This window comes from Billgrantia tianxiuensis, from assembly GCF_009834345.1.
Classification (GTDB): domain Bacteria; phylum Pseudomonadota; class Gammaproteobacteria; order Pseudomonadales; family Halomonadaceae; genus Halomonas; species Halomonas tianxiuensis.
Genome location: NZ_CP035042.1, coordinates 787,907 through 810,309 on the forward strand (window position 1 = coordinate 787,907; position 22,403 = coordinate 810,309).

Annotated in this window: 19 protein-coding genes and 3 pseudogenes; 10 read left to right on the forward strand and 12 right to left on the reverse strand. The window is 57.4% G+C overall.

The window, feature by feature from the left end; translation table 11 throughout:
- Window positions 1-19 precede the first annotated feature (19 nt).
- The 3 genes from xseA to EKK97_RS03630 form a co-directional block, all read right to left on the reverse strand.
- Window positions 20-1,360 carry an exodeoxyribonuclease VII large subunit gene (gene xseA, locus EKK97_RS03620; protein WP_159549181.1) on the reverse strand — a complete coding sequence of 447 codons (1,341 nt, stop codon included), beginning with the start codon at window positions 1,358-1,360 and terminating at the stop codon, window positions 20-22.
- A 171-nt stretch (window positions 1,361-1,531) separates the two neighbouring features.
- Window positions 1,532-2,155: a PRC-barrel domain-containing protein gene (locus EKK97_RS03625; RefSeq protein ID WP_159549184.1), complete on the reverse strand. Its 624-nt coding sequence runs from the start codon at window positions 2,153-2,155 to the stop codon at window positions 1,532-1,534.
- A 58-nt stretch (window positions 2,156-2,213) separates the two neighbouring features.
- Window positions 2,214-2,411, reverse strand: a complete 198-nt coding sequence (locus EKK97_RS03630) for a CsbD family protein (RefSeq protein ID WP_159549187.1) — start codon at window positions 2,409-2,411, stop codon at window positions 2,214-2,216.
- A gap of 247 nt (window positions 2,412-2,658) precedes the next feature.
- Here EKK97_RS03630 and guaB point away from each other — a divergent pair, with 247 nt between their 5' ends.
- The 7 genes from guaB (at window position 2,659) to EKK97_RS03665 (ending at window position 12,935) form a co-directional block, all read left to right on the forward strand.
- Window positions 2,659-4,128 (forward strand): IMP dehydrogenase, encoded by a 1,470-nt coding sequence (guaB, locus tag EKK97_RS03635; protein WP_159549190.1) that lies wholly within the window; start codon window positions 2,659-2,661, stop codon window positions 4,126-4,128.
- A gap of 157 nt (window positions 4,129-4,285) precedes the next feature.
- The gene (gene guaA / locus EKK97_RS03640) at window positions 4,286-5,860 is read left to right on the forward strand and encodes a glutamine-hydrolyzing GMP synthase (protein ID WP_159549193.1); all 1,575 of its coding nucleotides are present in this window, start codon (window positions 4,286-4,288) and stop codon (window positions 5,858-5,860) included.
- A gap of 900 nt (window positions 5,861-6,760) precedes the next feature.
- On the forward strand, window positions 6,761-8,752 hold the full coding sequence (locus EKK97_RS03645; RefSeq protein WP_159549196.1) for an ATP-binding protein: 1,992 nt from the start codon (window positions 6,761-6,763) through the stop codon (window positions 8,750-8,752).
- Window positions 8,753-8,762: 10 nt separating this feature from the next.
- The gene (locus EKK97_RS03650; RefSeq protein ID WP_159549199.1) at window positions 8,763-10,061 is read left to right on the forward strand and encodes a hypothetical protein; all 1,299 of its coding nucleotides are present in this window, start codon (window positions 8,763-8,765) and stop codon (window positions 10,059-10,061) included.
- Between the two features lie 301 nt (window positions 10,062-10,362).
- The gene (locus EKK97_RS03655) at window positions 10,363-11,277 is read left to right on the forward strand and encodes a DNA adenine methylase (RefSeq protein ID WP_236551366.1); all 915 of its coding nucleotides are present in this window, start codon (window positions 10,363-10,365) and stop codon (window positions 11,275-11,277) included.
- Complete coding sequence (locus EKK97_RS03660; protein ID WP_159549202.1) at window positions 11,216-11,755, forward strand: hypothetical protein; 540 nt, start codon at window positions 11,216-11,218, stop codon at window positions 11,753-11,755. The genes EKK97_RS03655 and EKK97_RS03660 overlap by 62 nt, the downstream gene beginning before the upstream one ends.
- Window positions 11,742-12,935: a DGQHR domain-containing protein gene (locus EKK97_RS03665; RefSeq protein ID WP_159549205.1), complete on the forward strand. Its 1,194-nt coding sequence runs from the start codon at window positions 11,742-11,744 to the stop codon at window positions 12,933-12,935. Before EKK97_RS03660 ends, EKK97_RS03665 begins: the two co-directional genes overlap by 14 nt.
- A gap of 464 nt (window positions 12,936-13,399) precedes the next feature.
- Here the strand turns inward: EKK97_RS03665 and EKK97_RS03670 are convergent.
- Window positions 13,400-13,536, reverse strand: a pseudogene (locus tag EKK97_RS03670) (amino acid dehydrogenase); the annotation flags it as partial.
- Between the two features lie 99 nt (window positions 13,537-13,635).
- Entirely contained in the window at window positions 13,636-14,529 is an 894-nt protein-coding gene (locus EKK97_RS03675; protein ID WP_159549208.1) for an arginase family protein, read from the reverse strand.
- Between the two features lie 242 nt (window positions 14,530-14,771).
- On the opposite strand from EKK97_RS03675, the gene EKK97_RS03680 reads away from it, so the two are divergent.
- Window positions 14,772-15,386, forward strand: a complete 615-nt coding sequence (locus EKK97_RS03680) for a LysE family translocator (RefSeq protein WP_159549211.1) — start codon at window positions 14,772-14,774, stop codon at window positions 15,384-15,386.
- A gap of 186 nt (window positions 15,387-15,572) precedes the next feature.
- On the opposite strand, the pseudogene EKK97_RS03685 reads toward EKK97_RS03680, so the two are convergent.
- Window positions 15,573-16,813: pseudogene (locus EKK97_RS03685) on the reverse strand (NAD(P)/FAD-dependent oxidoreductase).
- Between the two features lie 455 nt (window positions 16,814-17,268).
- A complete protein-coding gene (locus EKK97_RS03690) occupies window positions 17,269-17,829 on the reverse strand; it encodes an HD domain-containing protein (protein WP_234286578.1) in 561 nt (186 codons plus the stop codon).
- A gap of 284 nt (window positions 17,830-18,113) precedes the next feature.
- Here EKK97_RS03690 and EKK97_RS03695 point away from each other — a divergent pair, with 284 nt between their 5' ends.
- A complete protein-coding gene (locus tag EKK97_RS03695; RefSeq protein WP_159549214.1) occupies window positions 18,114-18,665 on the forward strand; it encodes a hypothetical protein in 552 nt (183 codons plus the stop codon).
- A 90-nt stretch (window positions 18,666-18,755) separates the two neighbouring features.
- Here EKK97_RS03695 and EKK97_RS03700 read toward each other — a convergent pair whose 3' ends face one another.
- The 4 genes from EKK97_RS03700 to EKK97_RS03715 all read right to left on the reverse strand — a co-directional run bounded on the left by EKK97_RS03700 (window position 18,756) and on the right by EKK97_RS03715 (window position 20,516).
- Window positions 18,756-18,926, reverse strand: coding sequence for a DUF1289 domain-containing protein (locus EKK97_RS03700; protein ID WP_159549217.1), 171 nt, complete (start codon window positions 18,924-18,926; stop codon window positions 18,756-18,758).
- Window positions 18,927-19,292, reverse strand: a complete 366-nt coding sequence (locus EKK97_RS03705) for a hypothetical protein (RefSeq protein WP_103969449.1) — start codon at window positions 19,290-19,292, stop codon at window positions 18,927-18,929.
- Window positions 19,293-19,461: 169 nt separating this feature from the next.
- Window positions 19,462-19,872 carry a VOC family protein gene (locus tag EKK97_RS03710; protein WP_159549220.1) on the reverse strand — a complete coding sequence of 137 codons (411 nt, stop codon included), beginning with the start codon at window positions 19,870-19,872 and terminating at the stop codon, window positions 19,462-19,464.
- Between the two features lie 29 nt (window positions 19,873-19,901).
- A complete protein-coding gene (locus EKK97_RS03715) occupies window positions 19,902-20,516 on the reverse strand; it encodes a glutathione S-transferase family protein (protein ID WP_159549223.1) in 615 nt (204 codons plus the stop codon).
- 164 nt (window positions 20,517-20,680) lie between these two features.
- Here EKK97_RS03715 and EKK97_RS03720 point away from each other — a divergent pair, with 164 nt between their 5' ends.
- Window positions 20,681-21,808 (forward strand): LysR family transcriptional regulator, encoded by a 1,128-nt coding sequence (locus tag EKK97_RS03720; protein WP_340162919.1) that lies wholly within the window; start codon window positions 20,681-20,683, stop codon window positions 21,806-21,808.
- A gap of 128 nt (window positions 21,809-21,936) precedes the next feature.
- Here EKK97_RS03720 and EKK97_RS25605 read toward each other — a convergent pair.
- Window positions 21,937-22,257, reverse strand: a pseudogene (locus tag EKK97_RS25605) (tetratricopeptide repeat protein); the annotation flags it as partial.
- Window positions 22,258-22,403: the final 146 nt, after the last annotated feature.

Here is a 22,403-nt window from a genome sequence, read left to right on the forward strand (position 1 = left end):
GCCTCCGCAGGCGCTCTCTTCATTTCAGGCGACGCTTCACTTCCACTCTCAGGCGCCCTTCCCCCAGCCGGGCCGTCAGTGCCTGGCCGGGCTGGGTGTCGGCGGCCCGCCGCATCACCTTGCCCGAATCGTCCTGCAGGATGGCGTAGCCGCGCCCCAGTACCGCCAGCGGGCTGACCGCCTGTAGCTGCCGCGCCAGCCCGGCCAGGCGTTCGCGCTGGCGTGCCATGTCGCGCTGCATGGCCTGCTCGAGGCGCGTCCGTGCCTTGGTCAAACGGTTTGCCGCTCGCTCGACTTCGCGCCCCGGATGGCAGCTCGCCATGCGCCGCTGCAGATGGCCCAACTGCCGGCGTTCCGCCATCAATCGTGCGTGCATGGCCCGTTGCAGGCGGGCTTCCAGTTCGCCCAGCGTTTGGCGCTGGCGGGTCAATACCTCGCCGGGGTGGCGTAGCCGTGCGCGCAGATGATCCAGCCGCTGGCCCTCGCGCTCGAGTCGCGCCTGGGCACAGCGCGAAAGCTGGCGCTCCAGCCCGACCAGGCGGCGTGTCAGGTCACGGCGATCCGGTACCAGCATTTCGGCGGCGGCGGAGGGCGTGGGGGCGCGCACGTCGGCGGCCAGGTCCGACAGGGTGATATCGACCTCGTGACCCACCGCCGACATCACCGGCAGGCGCGAATGGAAGATCGCCCGCGCCAGGTGCTCGTCGTTGAACGCCCACAGGTCCTCCAGGCTGCCGCCGCCACGGGTGATCAGGATCACGTCGCGGGCTGGGTCCAGCGCCTGCTGGCGGTTGAGCAGCCCCAGCGCGGCGATCAGCGCCGGGGCCGCCTCGCGACCCTGCACGGGCACGGCGATCAGCGTGACCCGGGCCAGCGGCCAGCGCGCGGCGAGCACCGCCAGCACGTCGCGGATCGCCGCGCCGCTGGGCGAGGTGAGTACCAGCAGGTGGCGGGGCGGGCAGGGCAAGGGGCGCGAGTTGGCGAACACGCCCTCGGCGGCGAGCCGCTGCTTGAGCCGTTCGAGTGCGAGCAGCAGTTCGCCTTCGCCAGCCGGCTGCACCGCCTCGGCGATCAGCTGGTAGTCGCCGCGCGGCTCGAACAGCGATACCCGCCCGCGCACCCGCACGCGGTCGCCGTCGCGCATGGGGGCCGCGACGAAGCGCGCGCGGTTGCGGAACAGCGCACAGCGCAGCTGCGCCGAGCTGTCCTTGAGCGTGAAGTAGACATGCCCCGAGGCCGGCCGCGAGACCCCGGAAAGCTCGCCCTCGACCCATACCTCGCCGATGCCCTGCTCGAGCAGCAGCCGGGCGCGGCGGTTCACTTCGCTGACGGAAAGCGCGGTATCGGTGGAGTGGGTCATGCGGCGATCCCTGGGCCTGTGAATGCCAGCGAACTGGCGGAAAGCCACACTCTAGCATGGTAGGGCTGGCATGGCCGGGTGCGCAGTCGGGAGAGCGGCCCGGCGCCAGACGAAAAAAGCGCCGGGGAGACCCGGCGCAAGTTGCGTCATGGGGAGGGGCAATCAAATGATTCAGTCGAAATCGTCCTCGATGTCCTCATCGGTGTACTCGGCGTCGTCGCCGTTGTCGTTCACACCGTCGGTGTCGCCGACCACGTCGCCACCGGCTTCGCCGTCGCGGAAGGCGGTGTCGCCGTCGTCACCCACGGCGCCGGTGCCGGCGGTACCGGTGGTCTGCCACACACCTTCGCGATCCTGCTCAGCGGCGCGACGCTCGCGCTCATCGTTGAACCACTGCTCGTCGTATTCGGGGAAGTTCTCGAGCTCATCCTCGCTGGCATCGACCAGGATACGGTGAGTCACGTCGTCCTGACCGAAGACACCATCGTCGTCACGGTCGGTTTCCATGGTGAAATGCTCGATACCGACGACTACCTCGTCGCCGCCCATGCCCCACAGGCCACCGGCATTGACGATCAGGGCGCTCACCTGGCCCTGGTCATCCAGCAGGATGTTCTCGACGTTGCCGACTTCCTCGTCGGGGTCGTTGGCGTGGTAGACATCGGCACCGATGATGTCATCGGCGGAATAGAGGCCCTGTGCCGCTTGCGGGTCGTCCTGTGCAACGGCTTGAGTACCAAGAGCGAGGCTGCCTGCGATGGCGGTGATTGCGATAGTAAGTGCACGCTTCTGCATTTTCTCTCTCCTTAAGACTGTCTTCCTTGGACCTAGGCGTTGCGCCTGAGGGAACCGTTTACAGATTTCGCGCCCAATCGTCGACCTGGCGTTCCGCTTCCTCGCGCTCCAGGCCATAGCGCTGCTGGATACGACCGATCAGCTCGTCTTTCTTGCCACCAATCCGGTCCAGCTCGTCGTCGCTGAGTTCGCCCCAGCTGGAACGGGCTCTTCCCTTGAGTTCCTTCCATTTGCCTTCGATCTGGTCCCAGTTCATGTCGTCACTCCTGTCCGTGAGTGGACCCGTCGTGCACTCATCAAGCTAGATCACGTTCCTGCCGCTGTAAGTCAAAGTCGGTTTCGGACTGTTTCGAAGGGTAATTAGGATTGGGCGAAAGCCCGTCCAACCCCGTCGCAAACTGGAACCGGGAGCGAGGACTCGCATTGCCCGGGCATTGGGCCGGGCGCTATAATGGTCGATTAACTTTCCCCCACTTCCCCACCAGCACTGGGTGTTGCCGACTATGTTACGTATGGCCCAAGAAGCTCTTACGTTCGACGACGTATTACTCGTACCCGGCTACTCGGAGGTCCTGCCCAAGGACGTCAGCCTACGGACCCGCCTGACCCGCAACCTCTACCTCAACATCCCCCTCGTTTCCGCCGCCATGGATACCGTGACCGAAGCCCGCCTGGCCATCGCCATGGCCCAGGAAGGCGGCATCGGCATCATCCACAAGAACATGAGCGTTACCGCTCAGGCCGCCGAAGTTCGCAAGGTCAAGAAGCACGAGAGCGTGATCGTCAAGGACCCGGTCACCGTCGGGCCCAAGGCCAAGCTCGAAGACCTGCTGACCATGGCCCAGGAGTACGGCTTCTCCGGCTTCCCGGTGGTAGAGGGCGAAACCCTGGTGGGGATCGTGACCGAGCGCGACATGCGCTTCCAGCCCAACCACGGCGACCGCGTGGCCGATATCATGACCCCGCGTGAGCGCCTGGTGACGGTGCCCGAGGGCACCGGGCTCGACGTGATCAAGGCCAAGATGCAGGAGCACCGGGTCGAGAAGATGCTGGTGGTGGACGACGCCTTCCACCTGCGCGGCCTGGTCACCTTCCAGGACATCGAGAAGGCACGCACCTTCCCCAACGCCGCCAAGGACGCCGACGGCCGTCTGCTGGTGGGCGCCGCAGTGGGTACCGGCCCGGAGACCCCCGACCGCGTGGCCGCCCTGGCCGAGGCCGGTGTGGACGTGGTCATCGTCGACACCGCCCACGGCCACTCCAAGGGCGTGATCGACCGCGTCGCCTGGGTCAAGGAGCACTTCCCCAGCATTCAAGTGATCGGCGGCAATATCGCCACCGCCGCCGCCGCCCGCGCCCTGGCTGAGGCCGGCGCCGATGGCGTGAAGGTGGGCATCGGCCCCGGCTCCATTTGCACCACCCGCGTGGTGGCAGGCGTGGGCGTGCCGCAGATCACCGCCGTTTCCAATGTCGCCGAGGCGCTCAAGGAGTACGACATCCCGCTGATCGCCGATGGTGGCGTACGCTTCTCCGGCGACCTGGCCAAGGCCATTGCCGCCGGTGCCAGCGCGATCATGGTGGGCGGCCTGCTGGCCGGCACCGAGGAAGCCCCGGGCGAAGTCGAACTGTTCCAGGGCCGTACCTACAAGGCCTACCGCGGCATGGGCTCCATGGGCGCCATGGCCCAGAGCCAGGGCAGCGCCGACCGCTACTTCCAGGACAAGGACGCCGGCGCCGAGAAGCTGGTGCCGGAAGGCATCGAAGGCCGCGTGCCCTACAAGGGCGTGATGAGCGCCATCGTCCACCAGCTGATGGGCGGCCTGCGCGCCTCCATGGGCTACACCGGCTGCCGCGACATCCAGGAGATGCGCACCAAGCCGGAGTTCGTGAAGATCACCGGCGCCGGCTTCGCCGAATCGCACGTTCACGATGTGCAGATTACAAAAGAAGCGCCGAACTACCGGGCGGGCTAACGCCCGCTCAAGAGGGAAGAAAGAAGAGATAAGAGGGAAGAAAGGAGGCGAAGAGGCGGGATAGGGCCGTCTCTTCCTTCTTCGTTCTTCCCTCTTCATTCTAAGAGACATTGACCCAAGCCGCGGCGCTTGAGTCCACAACGGCGGTGGCCATTTCATGCAAGACATTCACGCCCACAAGATCCTCATCCTCGACTTCGGCTCCCAGTACACCCAGCTGATCGCCCGCCGCGTGCGCGAGATCGGTGTGTACTCCGAAGTGCGCGCCTTCGACATCACCGAGGAAGAGATCCGCGAATACGCTCCCAACGGCATCATCCTCTCCGGCGGCCCGGAATCCACCGTGGCGGCCGGCTCGCCCCGCGCGCCCGAGTGCGTGTTCGAGATGGGCCTGCCGGTGTTCGGCATCTGCTACGGCATGCAGACCATGGCGGTACAGCTCGGCGGCGCCGTGGAGGGCTCCAACAAGCAGGAGTTCGGCTACGCCCAGGTCAAGATCGACGGCAGCGACGACCTGTTCCGCGACATCAAGGACCACGTGGACCACGACGGCAAGGCGCTGCTCGACGTGTGGATGAGCCACGGCGACAAGGTGGCTCGCGCCCCCGAGCCTTTCACCGTCACCGCCTCCACCCCCAGCTGCCCCATCGCCGCCATGACCTGGCCGGAGAAGCGCTTCTACGCCGTGCAGTTCCATCCCGAGGTGACCCACACCCTGCAAGGCATGCGCATCCTCGAGCACTTCGTGGTGGACATCTGTGGCGCCGAGAAGCTGTGGACCCCGGCGCGCATCATCGAAGACCAGATCGCCCGCGTGCGCGACCAGGTGGGCGACCGCCACGTGCTGCTTGGCCTCTCCGGCGGCGTGGACTCCTCCGTGGTGGCGGCGCTGCTGCACAAGGCCATCGGCGACCAGCTCACCTGCGTATTCGTGGACAACGGCCTGCTGCGCAAGAACGAAGGCGACCAGGTAATGGAAACCTTCGCCCAGCACATGGGCGTGAAGGTGATCCGCGTGGACGCCGAGGAACTGTTCCTCTCCAAGCTCAAAGGGGAGAACGACCCGGAAGCCAAGCGCAAGATCATCGGCAACACCTTCATCGACGTGTTCGATGAAGAGGCCAGCAAGATCGAAGGCGTCGACTTCCTGGCCCAGGGCACCATCTACCCCGACGTGATCGAATCCGCCGCCAGCAAGACCGGCAAGGCCCACGTGATCAAGTCGCACCACAACGTCGGCGGCCTGCCGGAGACCATGAAGCTGCAGCTGGTGGAACCGCTGCGCGAACTGTTCAAGGACGAAGTGCGCAAGCTCGGCCTGGAACTCGGCCTGCCCTACGACATGGTGTACCGCCACCCCTTCCCGGGGCCGGGCCTGGGCGTGCGCATTCTCGGCGAAGTGAAGAAGGAGTACGCCGACATCCTGCGCGAAGCCGACGCCATCTTCATCGAGGAACTGCACAACGCCGACTGGTACCACAAGACCAGCCAGGCCTTCGCCGTGTTCCTGCCGGTCAAGTCAGTCGGCGTGGTCGGCGACGGCCGCCGCTACGAATGGGTCATCGCCCTGCGCGCCGTGGAAACCATCGACTTCATGACCGCACGCTGGGCCCACCTGCCGTATGAGCTGCTGGAGAAAGTCTCCAACCGCATCATCAACGAGATCCGCGGCGTCTCCCGCGTGACGTATGACGTCAGCAGCAAGCCGCCCGCGACGATCGAGTGGGAGTGAGGCGCATCTAGGCAGAACGCCTGACGCGGCTAAGCTGACCGGAATCAAGGGTCTACCAAAGGGTAGGCCTTTTTTCTTTGCAATTCGTTACAGGGTTTTGTTTACTCAGGTTAAGGTCGCCGAGACGACTGCCGATAGAACAGGAAGGTACAAAGTAGACAGGGCTGTCGCAGGGAAAGGATGTTATCCCCGGGCGGTAGCGTGTTTTTGTTTTCAGTAGGTTAAACTAGCACTAATCCTAGAAGGTGAAGCCAGAAAATAAACACTGGCAGATCGATATATCGAGCTATTTCTTGGAAGTGGTGCGGTTTCTTCTATCTTTCTTCGTATCGGCAATTATAGGGGATGCAAATACCAACCTGACCAATACCATATTCAGCGATCCAGCCTAGCAAGCGTCTCGTGTATCGATATTTAAAACCGCATCTTCTTCAGCAGGACTTCTCAGTTGGTTTTTAAGTGCTTATTGGGATGATTTGTGTCGAGTTAACAAGAAAAATGTCTTTAACGTGACAATTAATTCTATTCAAGAATGGCCGCTATGATAAAGTAACTGAGAAACTGAAAGGTGCAACCTTGGTAATTGCCAATTTTCAGAGTTTAATTGATGTGGCTGATGAGGATGATCGAGTCTTTGTAGGCCAGTCATATACCGTGTGGAATAACTATAAGATTGCATTAAAGGCAATGAAAAGTTTCATGATTTTATCAGAATAAAATTTTCATGTGCTAATAAGATGCGAAGAGTCGCGGTGCGTTGGCTCTAAGGGCAAATAAAGTGTTCGAGATCTGTATGGAAACGGTTTCATGTATGAAAGTCGACATAGCACGATCTGTTCGTAAGCATCGGTACGGAAAAATCTGAAGAACTTGTGTATTAGCGGAGCGTGGGGAAGATCAATGAAGAGTTTTTTTAGTGATGCTGAACATCAAGATAGCCCACTTCGGGCGTTGACCGACTTTCTTGATCAAGAAGACCGGAACGAGAAGGCTGGAAGATATGATGATATGAAGTTTATCGGTTATGTTCTGGATCTCGGTTTCGATGATGCGACAATAATTACGTCCGACCCGTTCAAGAAAGCTGTGGGTGGCGTGCCACGAGGGTCTTTTTTAATCATGGCGCCTGATTCACTGGAAGGAATGCCGCCCCATTTTACTCTGTTGAGGGTAAAAGCCACTGCGCCGACGCCATTGTCTCGTGACGTGCAGCAAACATATTTTGAACTCCATAAGAAATCGATGCCGGCCCTAGATATTTGGACAAAGGGTGAGCTGCAATGGGGCGCACTGTCAGCGAACGTACTGGGGATGTTTTTTCCTGACCAAAGCGATGCTGAAAAAATTATTTTTTCCGGTGATGTGAACAATATTGTAAGTGCGCACAGATATAAGGTCTATTCGCCTACCAAAGAGCTGCTAGAATTGGTGGTAAATGGTACCGTTCGACAGGAAAACCAGTTTCCTATCGGAAAACTTCGTCTCACAGAATGTTCGTTACCGTTCGCGAATAGTTCGCCACCGGATACTAATGTCAGAGTATCGACCAGCGACTTTCGTGGTTTTAGGACGGCGATGTTTGGCAAAACCAGACTGGGTAAGAGTAACGTTGTAAAAATCATTGCTCAAAGTATTTTGGAGACTACAAAGGATGATAACAGCGTTGGACAGTTGATCTTTGACATTAACGGCGAATATGCCAATGATAATCCGCAAGATGGAAACAAATCGCTTCGTAGCGCCTACCCAGCACGTTGTGAGGTCTACGCGCTGACTCCTAGACCAAATACACCCTCTATGCCATTAAAGCTAAATTTTTACGAGCAGCCAGATTCGTGCATTCCCATAATTAGAAGTCTGTTAGAACAGGCTAATCAGACAGCTCAATATGTTCGAAGCTTTTCTAGTGTGCAACTGCCAAGTATTGGTGATGTCAATGCAATGAAGCCGGGTAGCCTGAGAACCCGTGCGGTGCGACGAATACAGATTTATTGGGCGATTCTGAAGAAAGCTGGATTCAATGCAGACGAGAAGCGTCTCAGAGCGCTAGGGCTTACAGGCGGATCCCGAAATGCACCATCGCATTTCGACCCCCATTTTAATCAGGCAGTGATTCAAGCAGTATACGGGCAACAGCAGTACCAGTCACCACGAACTTTAGATGAATTGAAGACTCACCTTGAGAAAGTGGAAAGTTTCAGGCTGCAGAATAAGACCCATTCAGCAATTCAGGGTGTGTTTGATCCCGATGACGAGGCCCTTCTTGAGTTTTTTTCTCCAACTCTTGGCGGTGGTGCTAGGATTCTTCGCCCATTTATGATGTATCACGATCCACAAGCAGGGCACTTCGTTCAGAAAATACTTGGAGCTTTGGACGGCGGTAAGACGGTAATACTTGATCTAGGTAATGCCTCGGATGATATTCGCCAATATTTCTCGGACCTTTTGTCCAGAGAAGTTTTTTCTCATCAAGAACAAAAATTCACAAATAATAATTTGGCAAATCATTTTATTCAGCTGTATTTTGAAGAGGCACATAACCTATTTCCAAAGGACGACAAAGATTTCACAGGCGTATATGCCCGTTTTGCTAAAGAGGGGGCAAAGTTCCATATTGGAATGGTATATTCGACTCAATCCCCTTCAACCATTAATAAAGAGCTACTCGCACAGACAGAAAATTTCTTCGTTGCACACATGTCTTCTCAAGGTGAGGCTGAAAGTCTAGCCCGCTTGCAAGTTCAGTTTGATGGTTTGCAGCAGGATATTTTGAGGACTAGAACTCCAGGGTATATGAGAATGTTGACATTCTCCCATCGATTTATCATTCCTGTTCAGGTTAACAAGTTCGAGGCGACTGCTGCCGGATCTTTGGCAGAGAGTAACTGGTAAAGGTAAAGTTATGCCATATCAAATGGGAAAGCGCCTTTCTGGGGAAAGGGCTAGTAAGCTCGGTCATTTAGATGTTGTAAATAGTGAACTTGTTAATGAACTGATCCAAAAATTTGAAGATCAGGAGCCAGCGAAGATTGAGTCGCCAGCAAATTGGGAGGCTATCCCCGATGGTGAAATTCCGCTGCGGTTGATTTTTGCCGTGGATGGATCAAAGCAGACTATCCGTTCTGACTTTCCTCCATATAAAGAGCTCTCGTTCATAAAGACTGCACTGCTAAGACTAGACCAGCACGCCATTGAAAAACTTGATCCGCTTGCGCCACACCCAATGGCGCTGCGAGACATAATGTCCGATTCCGGGATGTACCATGCTACTGTTCTGCCGCTTAAAGGGGTAAATATTAAAGGGCTGAGCAATTATGATGCTGTACGTAAGATTATCTTCGATTCAATGCAGGATCGGTCACTGAACGCCGAGCCGTACAAAACATTAAAGTGGCTGGCATATGAAAAGTGGAGCGGTCAGAGTAAGTCTTCTCCAAGCTTCGGCTGTCCACACTGTGAAATGGAAGTGTGTGGTCTGCCCTTCGACCAAGATGAAGGAGCTTGTGAACACTGCGGCGGACATTTGTATCTTACTGACATGATCGGATTTCACTTGGAAATGAGTGACGACGCAGCTCCTGACTCGGTGGCTACCGCGTATATGCTCATCCATGAAACCTTATTATTGTTTACTGGGATAAGATTTTTTTGGGAAGCAGAAAAATATAGTGTTCTTGGCAATGCCTTATTTATTAAAGATGGGCCTTTGTTTCTCAAGGGCCAGTATTCGAAGCTAGTCATTCCGTTAAGAAACTTCTTTGAATTTGCAAAACATAAAAATATCGCAGTCCATGTTGTTGGTCAGGAGAAGACAGGAGCTTTTTTCGATCATCTCGAGATCATTGCCCGGAACGCACCAGTCAACACATTTTTTGCTCCCTCCAATGAGTATATTCGGAAGGAAATTCAGCATCGCCCAGAGCGGTCAGAGCCCTATGGTTCGCGTACAAATTACGGAAATAAAATATTCGTGAAGTACGATGAATACCATCATCTTGTTTTATCTGTCCCTACCGGAAAATACACTGACACCCATACGTCCGAAGTGTTTATAAGTCTTAGCAAGATACTTGCATCTTTGCCACCGATACTCAGCCATCGTTATGAATGCGCTCTGGTTCCGATAGAGCTTGCCAACGGCGTTGCTTCTTTATCAAGCTACCCTTCAGCGGCTATTCTTAAAGTATTTGCTGAGATTTAAATTTTTTGCTTAGAAAACGGCTGGGGCCGGGCTGATCACTGGCTTCATGTCGGGCATACGGGGCCGCGCGCCTTTCCAGGGCTGGCCGTTGCGGCGCTTGCTCAGCGGGAGTAACGTGCGTGCCACGTCAGCAGCAAGCCCCCGCGACGATGGAGGGGGAGTGAAGCGCGCCTGGGCAGCACGCATGATATCGCTAGGCTGACCGGGATCAAGGGGCTATCAAAGGGTAGGCCCTTTTTTGCTTTCAATCCCGTAAACTGTTTATGCGCACCAGTTTTTTGTCATATACTGCAAGTTCGTTGTGAGTAACAGTGCAAAAGAAAAATACTGCAGCATATTTGGAGGGAAAGTGAAGCCATTTATTAAATGGGCTGGAGGGAAAAGGTGGTTGATCTCGAACCCAGTTTTTGAAATGCCAGCTTTTACTGGTAGGTATATTGAGCCTTTTCTAGGAGGTGGTGCGATTTTTTTTCATCTCCGCCCTAATTCAGCAATATTGTCCGACATAAATTTTCGTCTGATTGAGGCTTATCAGGCTATTCGTGATGACTGGAAGAAAGTAGAGGGGGAGCTTCGGCGTATGCAGAGGCTTCACTCGAAAGAGTATTATTACCAAGAGCGATCTAGAAAGAGAAGGGCTCTTCATAAAAGGGCTGCGCAGTTTCTTTACCTAAATAGAACCTGTTGGAATGGGTTGTACAGAGAGAATTTAAGAGGTGAGTTTAATGTTCCCATAGGGACAAAAGATAAGGTGATTTTTGAAGATGAAGACTTTAAAGAAATAAGCAGCATCTTGCAAGGTGCTGAGATACTGTCTTGTGATTTTTCAGAAACTATCGCCAAGGCTCGTGAAGGCGATCTTGTTTTCGTTGATCCTCCTTATACAACTGCGCATAATGTTAATGGCTTTGTGAAATATAACCAGAATATATTTAGCTGGGAGGATCAGCTTAGGCTCAAATGCTCGATAGCTGAAGCATTGGAAAATGGAGCTAAAGTTATATTAACGAATGCTGATCACGATAGTGTACATCAGCTATACTCTGACATGTCTAGCTGTGTATCAGTAGGTAGGGCTTCTGTTATATCTGGAAAAGCGACTTCTCGAAGGAATACTAGTGAGGCCTTATTTTACTTTGGAAATAGGGGGGGTGATGTCGGGAAGGAGTTTTATAAGGAAAATCCAAGAGCATGCGATTTGGCGGTCTGTCGCTGAAGTTTTTTTTGCTGTAGTTTTTACTTTCGGGCCTATCGCGCTTCTTTCAGTTCCACTGACAGGTGGAGATGGCGACTTAAGTCGATCCACAGTCGGCAACAATTTTTGGTCATATTGGACTTCGGGTGAGTTGGCGTTACCTATTCTTGGGCTTTGTGGAGCAATAGCTGCTTTAGCAGTTGTTAATAGTCGTGCTCTTAATCGGGGATTGATATTTCTGGCTTGGATATCCGCACTGATGCTAGCGAGTGCTTGTGGTTATGCGCTATCAAAAAGTCAAGGATTTACACAGGGCTTATATCCGCAGGTAGTTTGGTTCGGTTTTATTGCATATGGAGTGTTGCTGTTTTTATGGTTGATTCTCTCGGTGAAAGCAAATAGTGGTGTTGAAAGAACGAACCCTGATGAGCGTGCAAATGTTTTATTGAAAAGAAAGCATGAAATGTTAAAAGAAGGTGGTCGAAATGAAAGTGCTTAAGGTCCTTAAGGTCGATCAACCTATTGGCGAATTTTATATTGGTGCAATAGATAGTCGCGACTTGCTGGAAATAGCTACGGTTGATATACGTGAGTTTTCCGAAGGGAATCCAGGCGAGATAGATGGTATTCAGAGAGAGCTTTCTCCTGGGCGATTAAGTGCCCTTAAAGAATACGTTAATCTTGATTATGCAACCTTTCCAACTTCTGTGATACTAGCTATTGATGAAAGATGTGTTGAAGTAAAAGGAATAGGAGGGTGTGATGGTCTTTTTAATATGGAAATAAGTGGCTATGAGGGGGATGAAGACAGTCTCCCTATCCCCTTGAGCGAGACGGCTTTTGTCATAGATGGCCAACATAGATTGGCTGGGCTGATCGATAGAGATCATAAAAAGGGACCTTTTGAGGTAAATGTTTCCATTTTTGTCGGTGCAGATATAGCGGACCAAGCTGAAATTTTTTCGCGTGTGAACCTTGCCCAAACAAAAGTCAACAAGTCTTTGATGTACGATTTGTTGGATTATGCAAAAGAAAAAAGCCCATACAAAGTGGCTCATGACATTGTGGTTGCATTAAACAATGATGTTTTGGAGACAAGTGGCGAAGAAAAAATTGATGGACCTTTTTATCATCGTATAAAAAGACTCGGAAAACGTACCCCTGGCGTTAGTGGAGAGACGCTTGCGCAAGCAACTGTAGTAAATGGATTGCTTAGGCATCTGCCAAAAAACCAAGAAAAAGAAAGAAGTAAAAGCATACTTGGATTTGGTGGGCGTCGTGAACCGAGGGAGAGTTGGCGAGATAGAATATTTGTAAATTTTTATAGAGAAGAAGATTTTCTTTCTATACTCCTTATTGTATCTAATTATTTTGAAGCGGTCCGGCAAAAATGGCCAGTAGCTTGGAATAGTGAAGAGCAAGGAATGATACTTTCAAGAACAACTGGATACAACGCATTAATTCGCTTCCTGAAGGATGCTTATCTGGAATTGGTCGATAGCCCAAGAGTAGTTGAAAAGAGCGAGTTCTTAGAAATTTTTTCTAGAATTGATATTCCTGATGAAGAATTAAACAGCGAAGTTTATTTGCCCGGAAGTTCTGGTGCTGGGCTTCTGTATAGACATTTGGTTCAGCAGGGGTTAAAAAATAGTCTGAGCAGGCAGGCGGAGCTATTATGATAATTTGTATGTGTGTACAGTGTCTGGTATTCGCCTGACACATGCCATTGTGGGCTCCATATAGCTAAACAGCTTATCAGCGCTTTTCAGAGTTGCTTTATTCGTCGCTCTAAGGAGTCCTATCTTGAAGACGGTATAGGGGTCTTGCTGTTCATGTTGCGGCTGCTGTCAGGGCCGCCCATGTAATTATCAAGCTTCCAGGGTCGATTGGTGATTATGGCTGTTTGCTTTTATCTCCGGCGACTCAACGCTATCTTGCGACGTGCTACCTTTTCTTCGATGGTCATAGTTGTTTCCCCCATGATGTTACAACCGAGCGTCAGACACTCGTTCTATAACCCCGGGTAGCACTATGACTGCTTTGCTTTCAGCAGCCGACTATCAGGCAAATACCGTCACACCTCAGCTTTAGTGCCCGCGGGCGCCACAAGGGCGCCCGTTTTCGTAATGGCGTAGAGGTCTCATCAGAAGCGATCGACGCGGAACGGTGCCATATCCACCGCGGACTCTTCACCCTTCATCATCTGGGCGAGCCACAGCCCCGCTTTGTCGGGGGCGGGCCGATCACCGGCTTCATATCGGGCAGGCAAGGCTGCACACCCGCTGGCTGAGCCGCTGGAAAAGGGTAGCTGCCAGCGAGGGTCGAGCGGGAGTGAGCCAGGCAGCTTGTGGCAATGGCTCAGCTGCTGCTGAAGGGGCGTCATCGCGCTGCATGTTCGAGCGCTGCGGTCAGCACTTCGGAGAGGCCGTGCCCAGCGCTGCCATCCTCGTCGAGACGTGGATTGTAGATGGTGACCTCGAGACCGACCGCCTTGCCGCTTCCCATGGCGATCCGCAGCGCCATCTCCAACTCGCCCCACGACAGCCCGCCGGGGACACGAAAATCAACGGCTGGCATGATGGCGTCGTCAAGGCAGTCGGCGTCCAGGTGGATGAAGAAGCCATCGAGTTCCGGGCGCAGCAAGTGGTCGACCGCTTCACGTGTCGCGGCCTCGATTCCCATTTCGCGCACGACGGGAAGGTCGAGCGCCTTAAGCTCTTTGGGCAGCGGTTGGCTTCCGAACTCTTCCTGATCCTTGTGATCGCGGTACGCGAGCGCGACGACGTCCTCCAATCGCACCAGTGGACCGCGGCCTTCGATGTCGGTAAGGAGCGTCGGTCCATGCCCGGTCGCGAAGGCAAGATCCATTGAAGCGCCCTCACCATTGGGTTCGGCCTCGGGCTGAAAAAAGTCAGCGTTGCCGTCGATAAAGAGCAAACCGTAGCGGCCACGCCGTTTTAGGGCGAGCATCGAGCCCAGCAGGATTGTGCAGTCGCCGCCAAGGACGACGGGAAACTCGCCCGCGTCAAGCAGCGTCTCCATCGCATCGGCAAGCTTGGGCGACCAACTTGCGATCGCCTCGGCATTGAGGACTCCCGTCTCCGTATCGCGTATCGGTTGCCTGGGTGGCACCGCCAGCCGCCCGGCATGGCGTGCATTAATCCGATCCGCGAGTCCGAGTTCGAGGAGCTGCTCGGGTAAGCGCTCCACTCCTTCGGTCGCCAGACCCAGTGTGGAAGGCGCTTCGAGGATTGCATACGAATAGGCCGACATCTGTGCCTCCGGGACTTGAAACATGTCCTAGACTCGCGACCGCTAATCGCCGTCCAGAGTTCCTTGCAGGCAAACGAACAATCGGACCGCAAATCTTCTGGGGCGCTCGCGCTCGGTAACTCATTCGCGGCGCCGATTCCTCTAAATCGAGGTGGCTGGCCGTGTTGCTTTTCAGGTGGGCGGCATGGATGCTTTATTAAGTGTGCTGAACGTTATCGCTATCCTCATGCGAGGAACACCTTATGCCTCTGGAACTCTGGCTCTCCTTCTGCCTGGCCTCGCTGTTGATCATCGCATCCCCCGGCCCGGCCGTGGCCCCGCTGGTCGCCACTGGGGTCAACCGTGGGCGACGGGCGGCCCTGGCCATGCTTCCCGGCTTCTTCCTGGGTGACCTGCTCGCCATGACCCTATCGTTCGCCGGGGTCGGCGCGCTCTTGATGGCTTCCGCCGAGCTGTTCCAGGTATTGAAGTGGCTCGGGGCGGCCTATTTGCTGTACCTGGGCATCAAGATGTGGCGCGAAGCCGGCCAGTTGGGCGATCTGCAGACCACGGGCACGGATATTCGGCTCGGCACTGCCAAGGCGTTTCTCGTCACTGCGCTGAACCCCAAGAGCCTGGCCTTTTTCATGGCCTTCATGCCTCAGTTCGTGGCACCCAGCCAGCCCTTGTTGCCGCAGTTGGCGATCCTGTTCTCGACCTTCCTGATCATCGGCGTACTCAGCGACCTTGCCTTCACCTTCCTGGCGACCAGCGGTGGCCGAATGTTGAGCGCACGGCTGCGCCGTATCTTGCACCGTACCGGTGCCTGCAGCCTGATCGGGGCAAGCGCCCTGGTCGCCGCCATGCGGCGGCCTTGAGGGGCGCCGGATGCGCGGCTGTGGGACTACTTGAGCGCAACTGGCCTTGCTCGGCGCGTAGTTGGCGTACCAACTGGCCTAACTCTTCGCTGTGGCGAATGGGAGTGACCAAGGGGCAGGGGAGACGTGGGAAGCCATCACAAAACGGGCGCCTCAAGGGCGCCCGCTTTCGTTATGGCCTCACCTTCAGAAGCGGTCGACCCGGAACGGGGCCATATCCACCGCGGGCTCTTCGCCATCCATCATCTGGGCGAGCAGTTCGCCGGTGGCAGGGCCCAGGGTGAAGCCCTGATGGCCGTGGCCGAAGGCGAGCCACAGCCCTTCCTTGTTGGGGCAGGGCCGATCACCGGCTTCATGTCGGGCAGGCAGGGGCGGGCGCCTTTCCAGGGCTGGCTGTCACGACGCTTGCCCAGCGGGAACAGCTTGCGTGCCACCTTCTCGGCGGCGGCCAGCTGCTTGTACTGGGGCGGCGATTCCAGGTCGGCCAGCTCGGCGCCGGTGGTCAGGCGAATGCCGGCACGCATCGGTTCGAGCAGGAAGCCTTTCTCGGCATCCATCACCCAGTGGTTGAGCTTGGCATCCCCTTCGGCGGAGTAGTGCATGTGGTAGCCGCGCTTCACGAACAGCGGCACTTTTATGCCCAGCCTGCCCAGCAGTTCTCCGGCCCAGGGGCCCAGCGCCACTACTACCTGCTCTGCCTCCATGGGGCCTTCGCTGGTATTGACTCGCCAGCCGCCCTCGACCTGGAGCACGTCCTCGACGCTGGCCTGCTTTATGTGGCCGCCCTGTGCGGCAAAGCTGCGGGCGTAGGCCTGCACCAGGCCGCCCGGGTCTGAGACCATCCAGGGCTGCGTCCAGTGGATCGCCCCGACCAGCCCCTTGGCCAGATGCGGCTCCTTGGCGTAGAGCGCCTCGGCGTCCAGCGCTTCATACTCGACCCCGAAGCGCTCGTGGTTTTCCTGGGCTTCTTTCTGGCGCTCCTCCAACTCCTTTTGGGTGCGGTAAAGCTCCAGCCAGCCGCCCTTGCGTACCAGCGCCTCGGCGCCGGCGGCTTCGATCATCGGCGCGTGGGCATCCTGGCAGCGCATGATCAGCGATGCCCACTCGGTCACGATGCGCTCGTAGCGCTTACCGCTCGAGTTCAGCCAGTAGTCCAGCAGCGGGCCCGCGGCGCTCAGCATGCCGGTGGGGCGGTAGCGGATGTCCACCTGGCGGTTGGGCACCACCCGCAGCAGGGTGGCGATATCGCGGGGGAAGGCGTAGGGGCGCACCGCCTCGCGCTGGATGATGCCGGCATTGCCGAAGGAGGTCTCGAGGCCCGGTTCGCGGCGGTCCACCAGCGTGACGTCATGACCGCGACGCACCAGATGCCAGGCTACGGATACGCCGACCATGCCGGCACCAAGGACGATGATTTTGCGGGCCATGAAGGACTCCCTGCCGATCGAATATGGAAGCTCCGCTGGGGCAGAGCCTGTCATTGCGCGGAGTTTATCAGTACTTCCCAGAAAATCGGCTACCTGCTGAAAATTAAGATAAAGACACCATATTTGAATGTAATGGCAGAATATTTGCCCGTGGTCATGGGGATGAATGGGATTTTTGTTTGTGGCTGGCTGTTAGGCCTGCTTGTGCCATTACCGATAGTGTAGGTGCTGCACTGAGGGCCGCCATGGTCTGGCATGATCTGGCTAGGCTCTGATCAAGGCGGGTGGGACGGGTGCTGATTCCGGCGGCTCGCAACGGGAAAATTACCGCTCGGTAATCTCCCATGGTGATCAAGGCTCGGTTCGCGGGAAAATTACCGCTCTGTAACTTTTGTACGGTCGCTCTTGCCAGTCTTTCGTGAACGGTAGCGATGGGGCCCGGGCGGCTGCGTTGTTCATCGCGCAATGCCGCGAATCTTCGCTTCGCCTTCCGTCAATACGCTCCATGCCTGACGCCTCAGCGCCTGGTCTCCTGCTGTCATCACTTCCAGCAGCCGGCGCTTCTCGGCCAGGTAGACCCGGGCGAAGCCGCGGTCTCGCGCGACGATGCTGATGGTGTTGTCGATCAGGTCGGCGTACTTGATGGTCTGCGCCTCCGGGGAGACCTGAGCCAGCCTGTCGCGCTCCAGCGCCTTGCGGTGTGCGCGGTTGCCGATTTCCGGGTCGATGAATTGATCCGTCAGTTCCTGAACCAGGGTGGCGACGCGCTGGCCGAAGCACTCCTCGATGTCCAGCGCCGTCACGGCGGTATCTTCGAGTACGTCGTGCAGGTGGGCGGCGGCGATCATCTCCACTGTCGCCGCCTCCACGGCCGCCACCATCTCTGCGACAGTCGCCGGATGCTGCCAGTAGGGCTCGCCGGTGTACTTGCGCCGCTGCCCCACGGCCTGATGGGCGGCCCTGCTGAACAGCGCCGCCCGTTCGATCATGTCGTTCATTTGGGTAACGGCCTGCATTTAACATTCCCCATCAGGATGCCAGATATCTCTTGGCCTTGGGCGTCTCCCATTGATAGGCGCTGCATTGTCGCGCTCCAGCTAATGCGATGCTTGTCGTTTGAAAGGCTACATTACCTAAGTTGAAAGGCCGTTGGGAGAGAGCACGCCGCCTAGATGGTGGGCGCGATGATATCGACTATCGTTAATATGAGGAATGGAGGCCGCCATGCAGGTTGAAGATCATGCTCGTGGGGTTGCCGTGGAGTAGGGGCCGCCGGGTGATCAGGGGCAGAGGCCACATCATGGAGCGCATCCGGCATATCCATTCAATCACCAAGCGTCTGATCGCGATGACTGCCATCGCGGTTATCGTGCTGGGCGGCATCTTTGCATTGAGCTTTTCCGGTGAACGCCGATTTATGATTGCTTGGGCGGTTCTCCTGTGCGGTATCATTGGCGGTTTCGTCAGTATTCAGCAGCGTCTGAACAATGTCACCGATGAAGAGCTCGTGCTGCTGGATGCCTCATGGTTTCAGATCCTGCTGGTGCCGATCTTCGGCGGCGTCTTCGCACTGGTGCTCTACCTGGTGTTCCTCTCCGGCATCGTCTCCGGCGATCTTTTTCCCCGGTTTCGCTTCCCGCTTCAGGAGGCAAAGCAATCAGGTGACGAATTCATGCGTAGCATCTTTCGGGAAACATACCTCAGATCCGGACCGGACCTGGCCAAGTTGCTATTCTGGTCATTCGTGGCGGGTTTCTCGGAGCGTTTCGTGCCGCAGCTGATCAACAATGTCACGTCGTCGGCCTCATCGGCATTCAAGAACGGCAAGCGGGATGACGCTGAGAATCGCTGAGTGGCCGGTACCGCCAGGCGCGGTGTGATGTGCTTTACTCTCTAGCATCAATGCAGTCAATGCTGGCTGAGCGGGTCGATGCGCTGGATGCTACTGGAGTTTCTTCAAGCGCTCATCGGCGCGCTTCACCGTTTTCATCTTCTCCGGCCGCTTCATGGCTTTCCAGTGGCGTATCTCTTCAATCGTGCGTCCGCAGCCGATGCAGAGATCGCCTCTCAGTTGGCATATCGAGACGCACGGGCTTTCGATCTTCTTTGCCATTCAATGCCTCGTTGGCTTGGTGCGTAGCCTGCGCTGCCAGTCGCCGCCGTGCTCTCGTTCACAGGCTTCTTCACTGTCGAAATCGAGGTGCCGCGAGGCGTCGCCGACATCGAGACCGGCCTCGGCCAGTGCCTCGGCGGTGAGGTCGGCGATGTAACGCCGGGCATCGCCCTTGAGCGCATTCGCCAGGTTGGGGTGGGTGTCGAACACCCAGGTCACTACCAGGCTTTCGGGAAAGCGCTGGTAATCGACCTCGTGGGTCAGCCAGCAGAAGCCGGGCAGCAGGGGCTTGGCCTGCTCACAGGCGTGGGTCAGTGCAGCGCTAAGCCGTCGCTCCATCTTGCCGCGTTCTTTCTTGGCAATCATTGCATCTCCAAAACGTTGGGCCGGCCAGCCAGGACCTATTGGCGATTATGGTGCTCACTTTATCGGGCTCAGCCTCTTAGTTCACTGCCCAACATCCCGATAGCTCAGGCTGGGCAGGAGATACGGGGCCATCCGTGGCCCATGGAGCACATCATGGCTTGCTGGTTTTCTAGTGCGCCAGGATCTCGTTGAACTCCAGCACGTTGCGGTCGGGGTCGCGGATGAAGCAGACGCTGCGGCGCCCGTGGCCCATGGTGACCGGCCCTTCGGTAATCTCGATCTCCTCGCGTGCCAGCCAGGCCACCAGTTCGTCCATGCTCTCGACGATAAAGGCGGCGTGGGTGTAGCCGGGCCGTTTGATCGGGGCGTCCAGCAGTACGTTGCCCACTTCGGCGGGCACGCCGTTGTAGATCAGGTGGATGCGCAGGCCGGTGGGGTGCACGAGCCCGCAGGCCTTGGCCTCGGGGGCGTACTCTTCGGGGTCGCGCAGGAAGCCCAGCTTGGCGTAGAAGGCTTCGGCGATGGCGAGATCGGTGACGCGAATGCCGATATGGTCGAGGCGTAGGGTGTCGAAACGCATGGCGATGGCTCCTGATGAAAAGGGATGGGTCAGGCTTCGAGCCCGGCGCGGGTGCGCTGGAAGGGAACGAAGCCGGGCAGGCTTTCTATCTGGCGCAGCCAGGCCCGCACGCTGGGGTAGCCGGAGAGATCCACGTTGCCTTCGGGGGCGCGTTCGACGTAGCTGTAGAGCGCGACGTCGGCGATGGTGGGCTGGGCCGTACCGGCAATCCAGCGCTGGCCTTCCAGCGTCCTCTCCATGACGGCGAGCGTGGCGTGGGCGCGCCCGATCACCTCTTCGGCCCGAAAGGGCGCGCCGAATACGGTGATCAGCCGGGCGGCGCAGGCGCCATAGGCGATCTTGCCGGCCGCTACCGAGAGCCACCGCTGCACCCGCGCCTCGTCGGCGGGGTCGGTCGGCAGCCAGTGGGAGGGGCCGACTTTCCTGGCCACATAGACGAGAATCGCCAGCGAGTCCGCAATGACGGTGCCGCCGTCGTCGAGCACCGGCACTTCACCGAAGGCGTTGAGGGCGAGGAATTCCGGCTGCTTGTGGGCACCGGCCGCGAGATCGACCTCGATCAGCTCATGCTCGACTCCGGCGAGGGAGAGGAACAGCGCGGCGCGATGCGCGTGGCCTGAGAGTGGGAAATGGTAGAGCTTCATGGGGATTGTCCTCGGGGTTCTTGTGTCTTTTGCATTCTGTCTCTCGCTCATGAGTGAGAGAATCCGTCAAAATCGCACTTCATCATTGCGGTTTTTGACGATAATGCTGGGTGGCGGGCTGGCGAGGGCGAGGGCGAGGGCGAGGGCGAGGGCGAGGAGGCGCGATGGACAGGCTGCGAACGCTGAGAACCTTCATCTGCGTCGCGGAGCAGTCGAGCTTTGCCGAGGCGGGACGGCGGCTGAACCTGTCGCCCACCACCGTGACGCGGACCATCGCGGCGCTGGAGGCAAGCCTTGGGGTTCAGCTGTTGAGGCGCACCACGCGCAGCGTTCGGCTGACCGAGGAGGGCGCGCTGTTCCTGGAGCGGTGCCGGGCGGGGCTGGCCGAGATCGATGGGGCGTTCGACAGCGTGAGCGGCAATCACTCTGCGCCGCGTGGCACCCTGACGGTAACGGCACCGGTCATGTTCGGTCGGCTGCACGTGCTGCCGGTGGTGGTCGAGTTGCTGCGGCAGTATCCCGAGCTGCAGGTCCGGCTGCTGCTGCTGGATCGGGTGGTGCGCCTGGTGGAGGAGGGCATCGACGTTGCCGTGCGCATCGCCGAGCTGCCGGACAGCTCGCTGCACATGTTGAGAATCGGCCAGGTGCGGCGGGTGTTGAGCGCGAGCCCGGCCTATCTCGCTGCGCGGGGCAGGCCGGCCTCGCTGGCCGATCTGCGCGAGCATGATCTGATTCTGATTGAGGATGAGGCCGTGTCGTATCGTGGGCTGGGCCTCGACGATGTGCGCCGTTCTGGGCGTCCCGCCAGGCTGTCGGTCAACCACGTGGACGCCGCCATTGCCGCTGCGGTCGCCGGGCTCGGCGTGATGCGCACGCTCTCTTATCAGATCGCCGAGGATGTCGGGGCGGGGCGGCTCGAGACTCTCCTGACTGACGATACCGCCCCCGCGCTGCCCATTTCACTGCTGTTCCAGAGCGGCCGCCGGGACCACCCGAACGTGCGCGCCTTTATCGATGCCGCCAGGCAGCATTTGCAGGGGTATCGCTGTAGCGGGCGGTGGCGATGCGCGTGGATCACGGGCTGGCCGAACAGCAAGCCTCAGGGCAGCAGCTTCCTGATCAACTCCTCCCGCTCCATCTCGAGAATTTCCGCCAGTATCGGGTCTTCCACCGGGGTGTCGCTGGCCTGCCATGCCAGCAGTAGCGCTTCGGCCTCGGGTGAGCCGGCCAGACGGGCTGCCAGGATGTGGTTGGCCTTCGGGCGGTCATCCGGCTCGCCGGCCATCACGTAGGCGGCTTCCACCTCCGCATAGCACGCCAGGGCATCGTCCGTGGCTCCTTCCAGACGCTCGTGCACCATGCAGCGCAGCAGCATGCCTCCCCTGTGCAACCCCCCTTCGTGAAGTTCATCCAGGTCGCGCTTGGCTTCCTCGTAGCGGCCCAGGCCGGCAAGCAGGTTGGCGCGGTGACTGCGCAGTTCGGTGTTATCGGGGTAGTGCTCCAGCCCCTCGTCGTAGATCGCCAACGCGTTTTCGAGCCGCTGCGTATCGCCACTGGCTTCCATCAGCGCGGCGCCGGCGCGCTCCAGATAGTGCGCCGGCGGCTCGCCGCTGGCTGGTGAACAGGCGGTAAGCAGCAGGGTGACGAATACGACCCTGCCAGTCTTCGGTGAGCTCATCCCAATCCCTCGGTCATTCTCCATGTTGAAGTTCATTATTGTTCGCCTAGAGCGGCGGGTCATGGATGAGTTGGGAGTTGAGATATGGCTTACAAGAATTTCGGCGATTTCTTACATTGGGAGAGGCCTTTGTCGTGAATCATGTGGCTGGCCATACGATCGGTTCGGTGTCGCCCACGGTGGGCTATGTTATTTTAGCGTTGCCTCAT

Bases quoted from the DNA above. Each gene is read 5' to 3' on its own strand.
- xseA (WP_159549181.1), bottom strand. From the start codon at position 1,360: ATGACCCACTCCACCGATACCGCGCTTTCCGTCAGCGAAGTGAACCGC.
- EKK97_RS03625 (WP_159549184.1), bottom strand. From the start codon at position 2,155: ATGCAGAAGCGTGCACTTACTATCGCAATCACCGCCATCGCAGGCAGC.
- EKK97_RS03630 (WP_159549187.1), bottom strand. From the start codon at position 2,411: ATGAACTGGGACCAGATCGAAGGCAAATGGAAGGAACTCAAGGGAAGA.
- guaB (WP_159549190.1), top strand. From the start codon at position 2,659: ATGTTACGTATGGCCCAAGAAGCTCTTACGTTCGACGACGTATTACTC.
- guaA (WP_159549193.1), top strand. From the start codon at position 4,286: ATGCAAGACATTCACGCCCACAAGATCCTCATCCTCGACTTCGGCTCC.
- EKK97_RS03645 (WP_159549196.1), top strand. From the start codon at position 6,761: ATGAAGAGTTTTTTTAGTGATGCTGAACATCAAGATAGCCCACTTCGG.
- EKK97_RS03650 (WP_159549199.1), top strand. From the start codon at position 8,763: ATGCCATATCAAATGGGAAAGCGCCTTTCTGGGGAAAGGGCTAGTAAG.
- EKK97_RS03660 (WP_159549202.1), top strand. From the start codon at position 11,216: ATGTCGGGAAGGAGTTTTATAAGGAAAATCCAAGAGCATGCGATTTGG.
- EKK97_RS03665 (WP_159549205.1), top strand. From the start codon at position 11,742: ATGAAAGTGCTTAAGGTCCTTAAGGTCGATCAACCTATTGGCGAATTT.
- EKK97_RS03675 (WP_159549208.1), bottom strand. From the start codon at position 14,529: ATGTCGGCCTATTCGTATGCAATCCTCGAAGCGCCTTCCACACTGGGT.
- EKK97_RS03680 (WP_159549211.1), top strand. From the start codon at position 14,772: ATGCCTCTGGAACTCTGGCTCTCCTTCTGCCTGGCCTCGCTGTTGATC.
- EKK97_RS03690 (WP_234286578.1), bottom strand. From the start codon at position 17,829: ATGCAGGCCGTTACCCAAATGAACGACATGATCGAACGGGCGGCGCTG.
- EKK97_RS03695 (WP_159549214.1), top strand. From the start codon at position 18,114: ATGGAGCGCATCCGGCATATCCATTCAATCACCAAGCGTCTGATCGCG.
- EKK97_RS03700 (WP_159549217.1), bottom strand. From the start codon at position 18,926: ATGGCAAAGAAGATCGAAAGCCCGTGCGTCTCGATATGCCAACTGAGA.
- EKK97_RS03705 (WP_103969449.1), bottom strand. From the start codon at position 19,292: ATGATTGCCAAGAAAGAACGCGGCAAGATGGAGCGACGGCTTAGCGCT.
- EKK97_RS03710 (WP_159549220.1), bottom strand. From the start codon at position 19,872: ATGCGTTTCGACACCCTACGCCTCGACCATATCGGCATTCGCGTCACC.
- EKK97_RS03715 (WP_159549223.1), bottom strand. From the start codon at position 20,516: ATGAAGCTCTACCATTTCCCACTCTCAGGCCACGCGCATCGCGCCGCG.
- EKK97_RS03720 (WP_340162919.1), top strand. From the start codon at position 20,681: ATGGACAGGCTGCGAACGCTGAGAACCTTCATCTGCGTCGCGGAGCAG.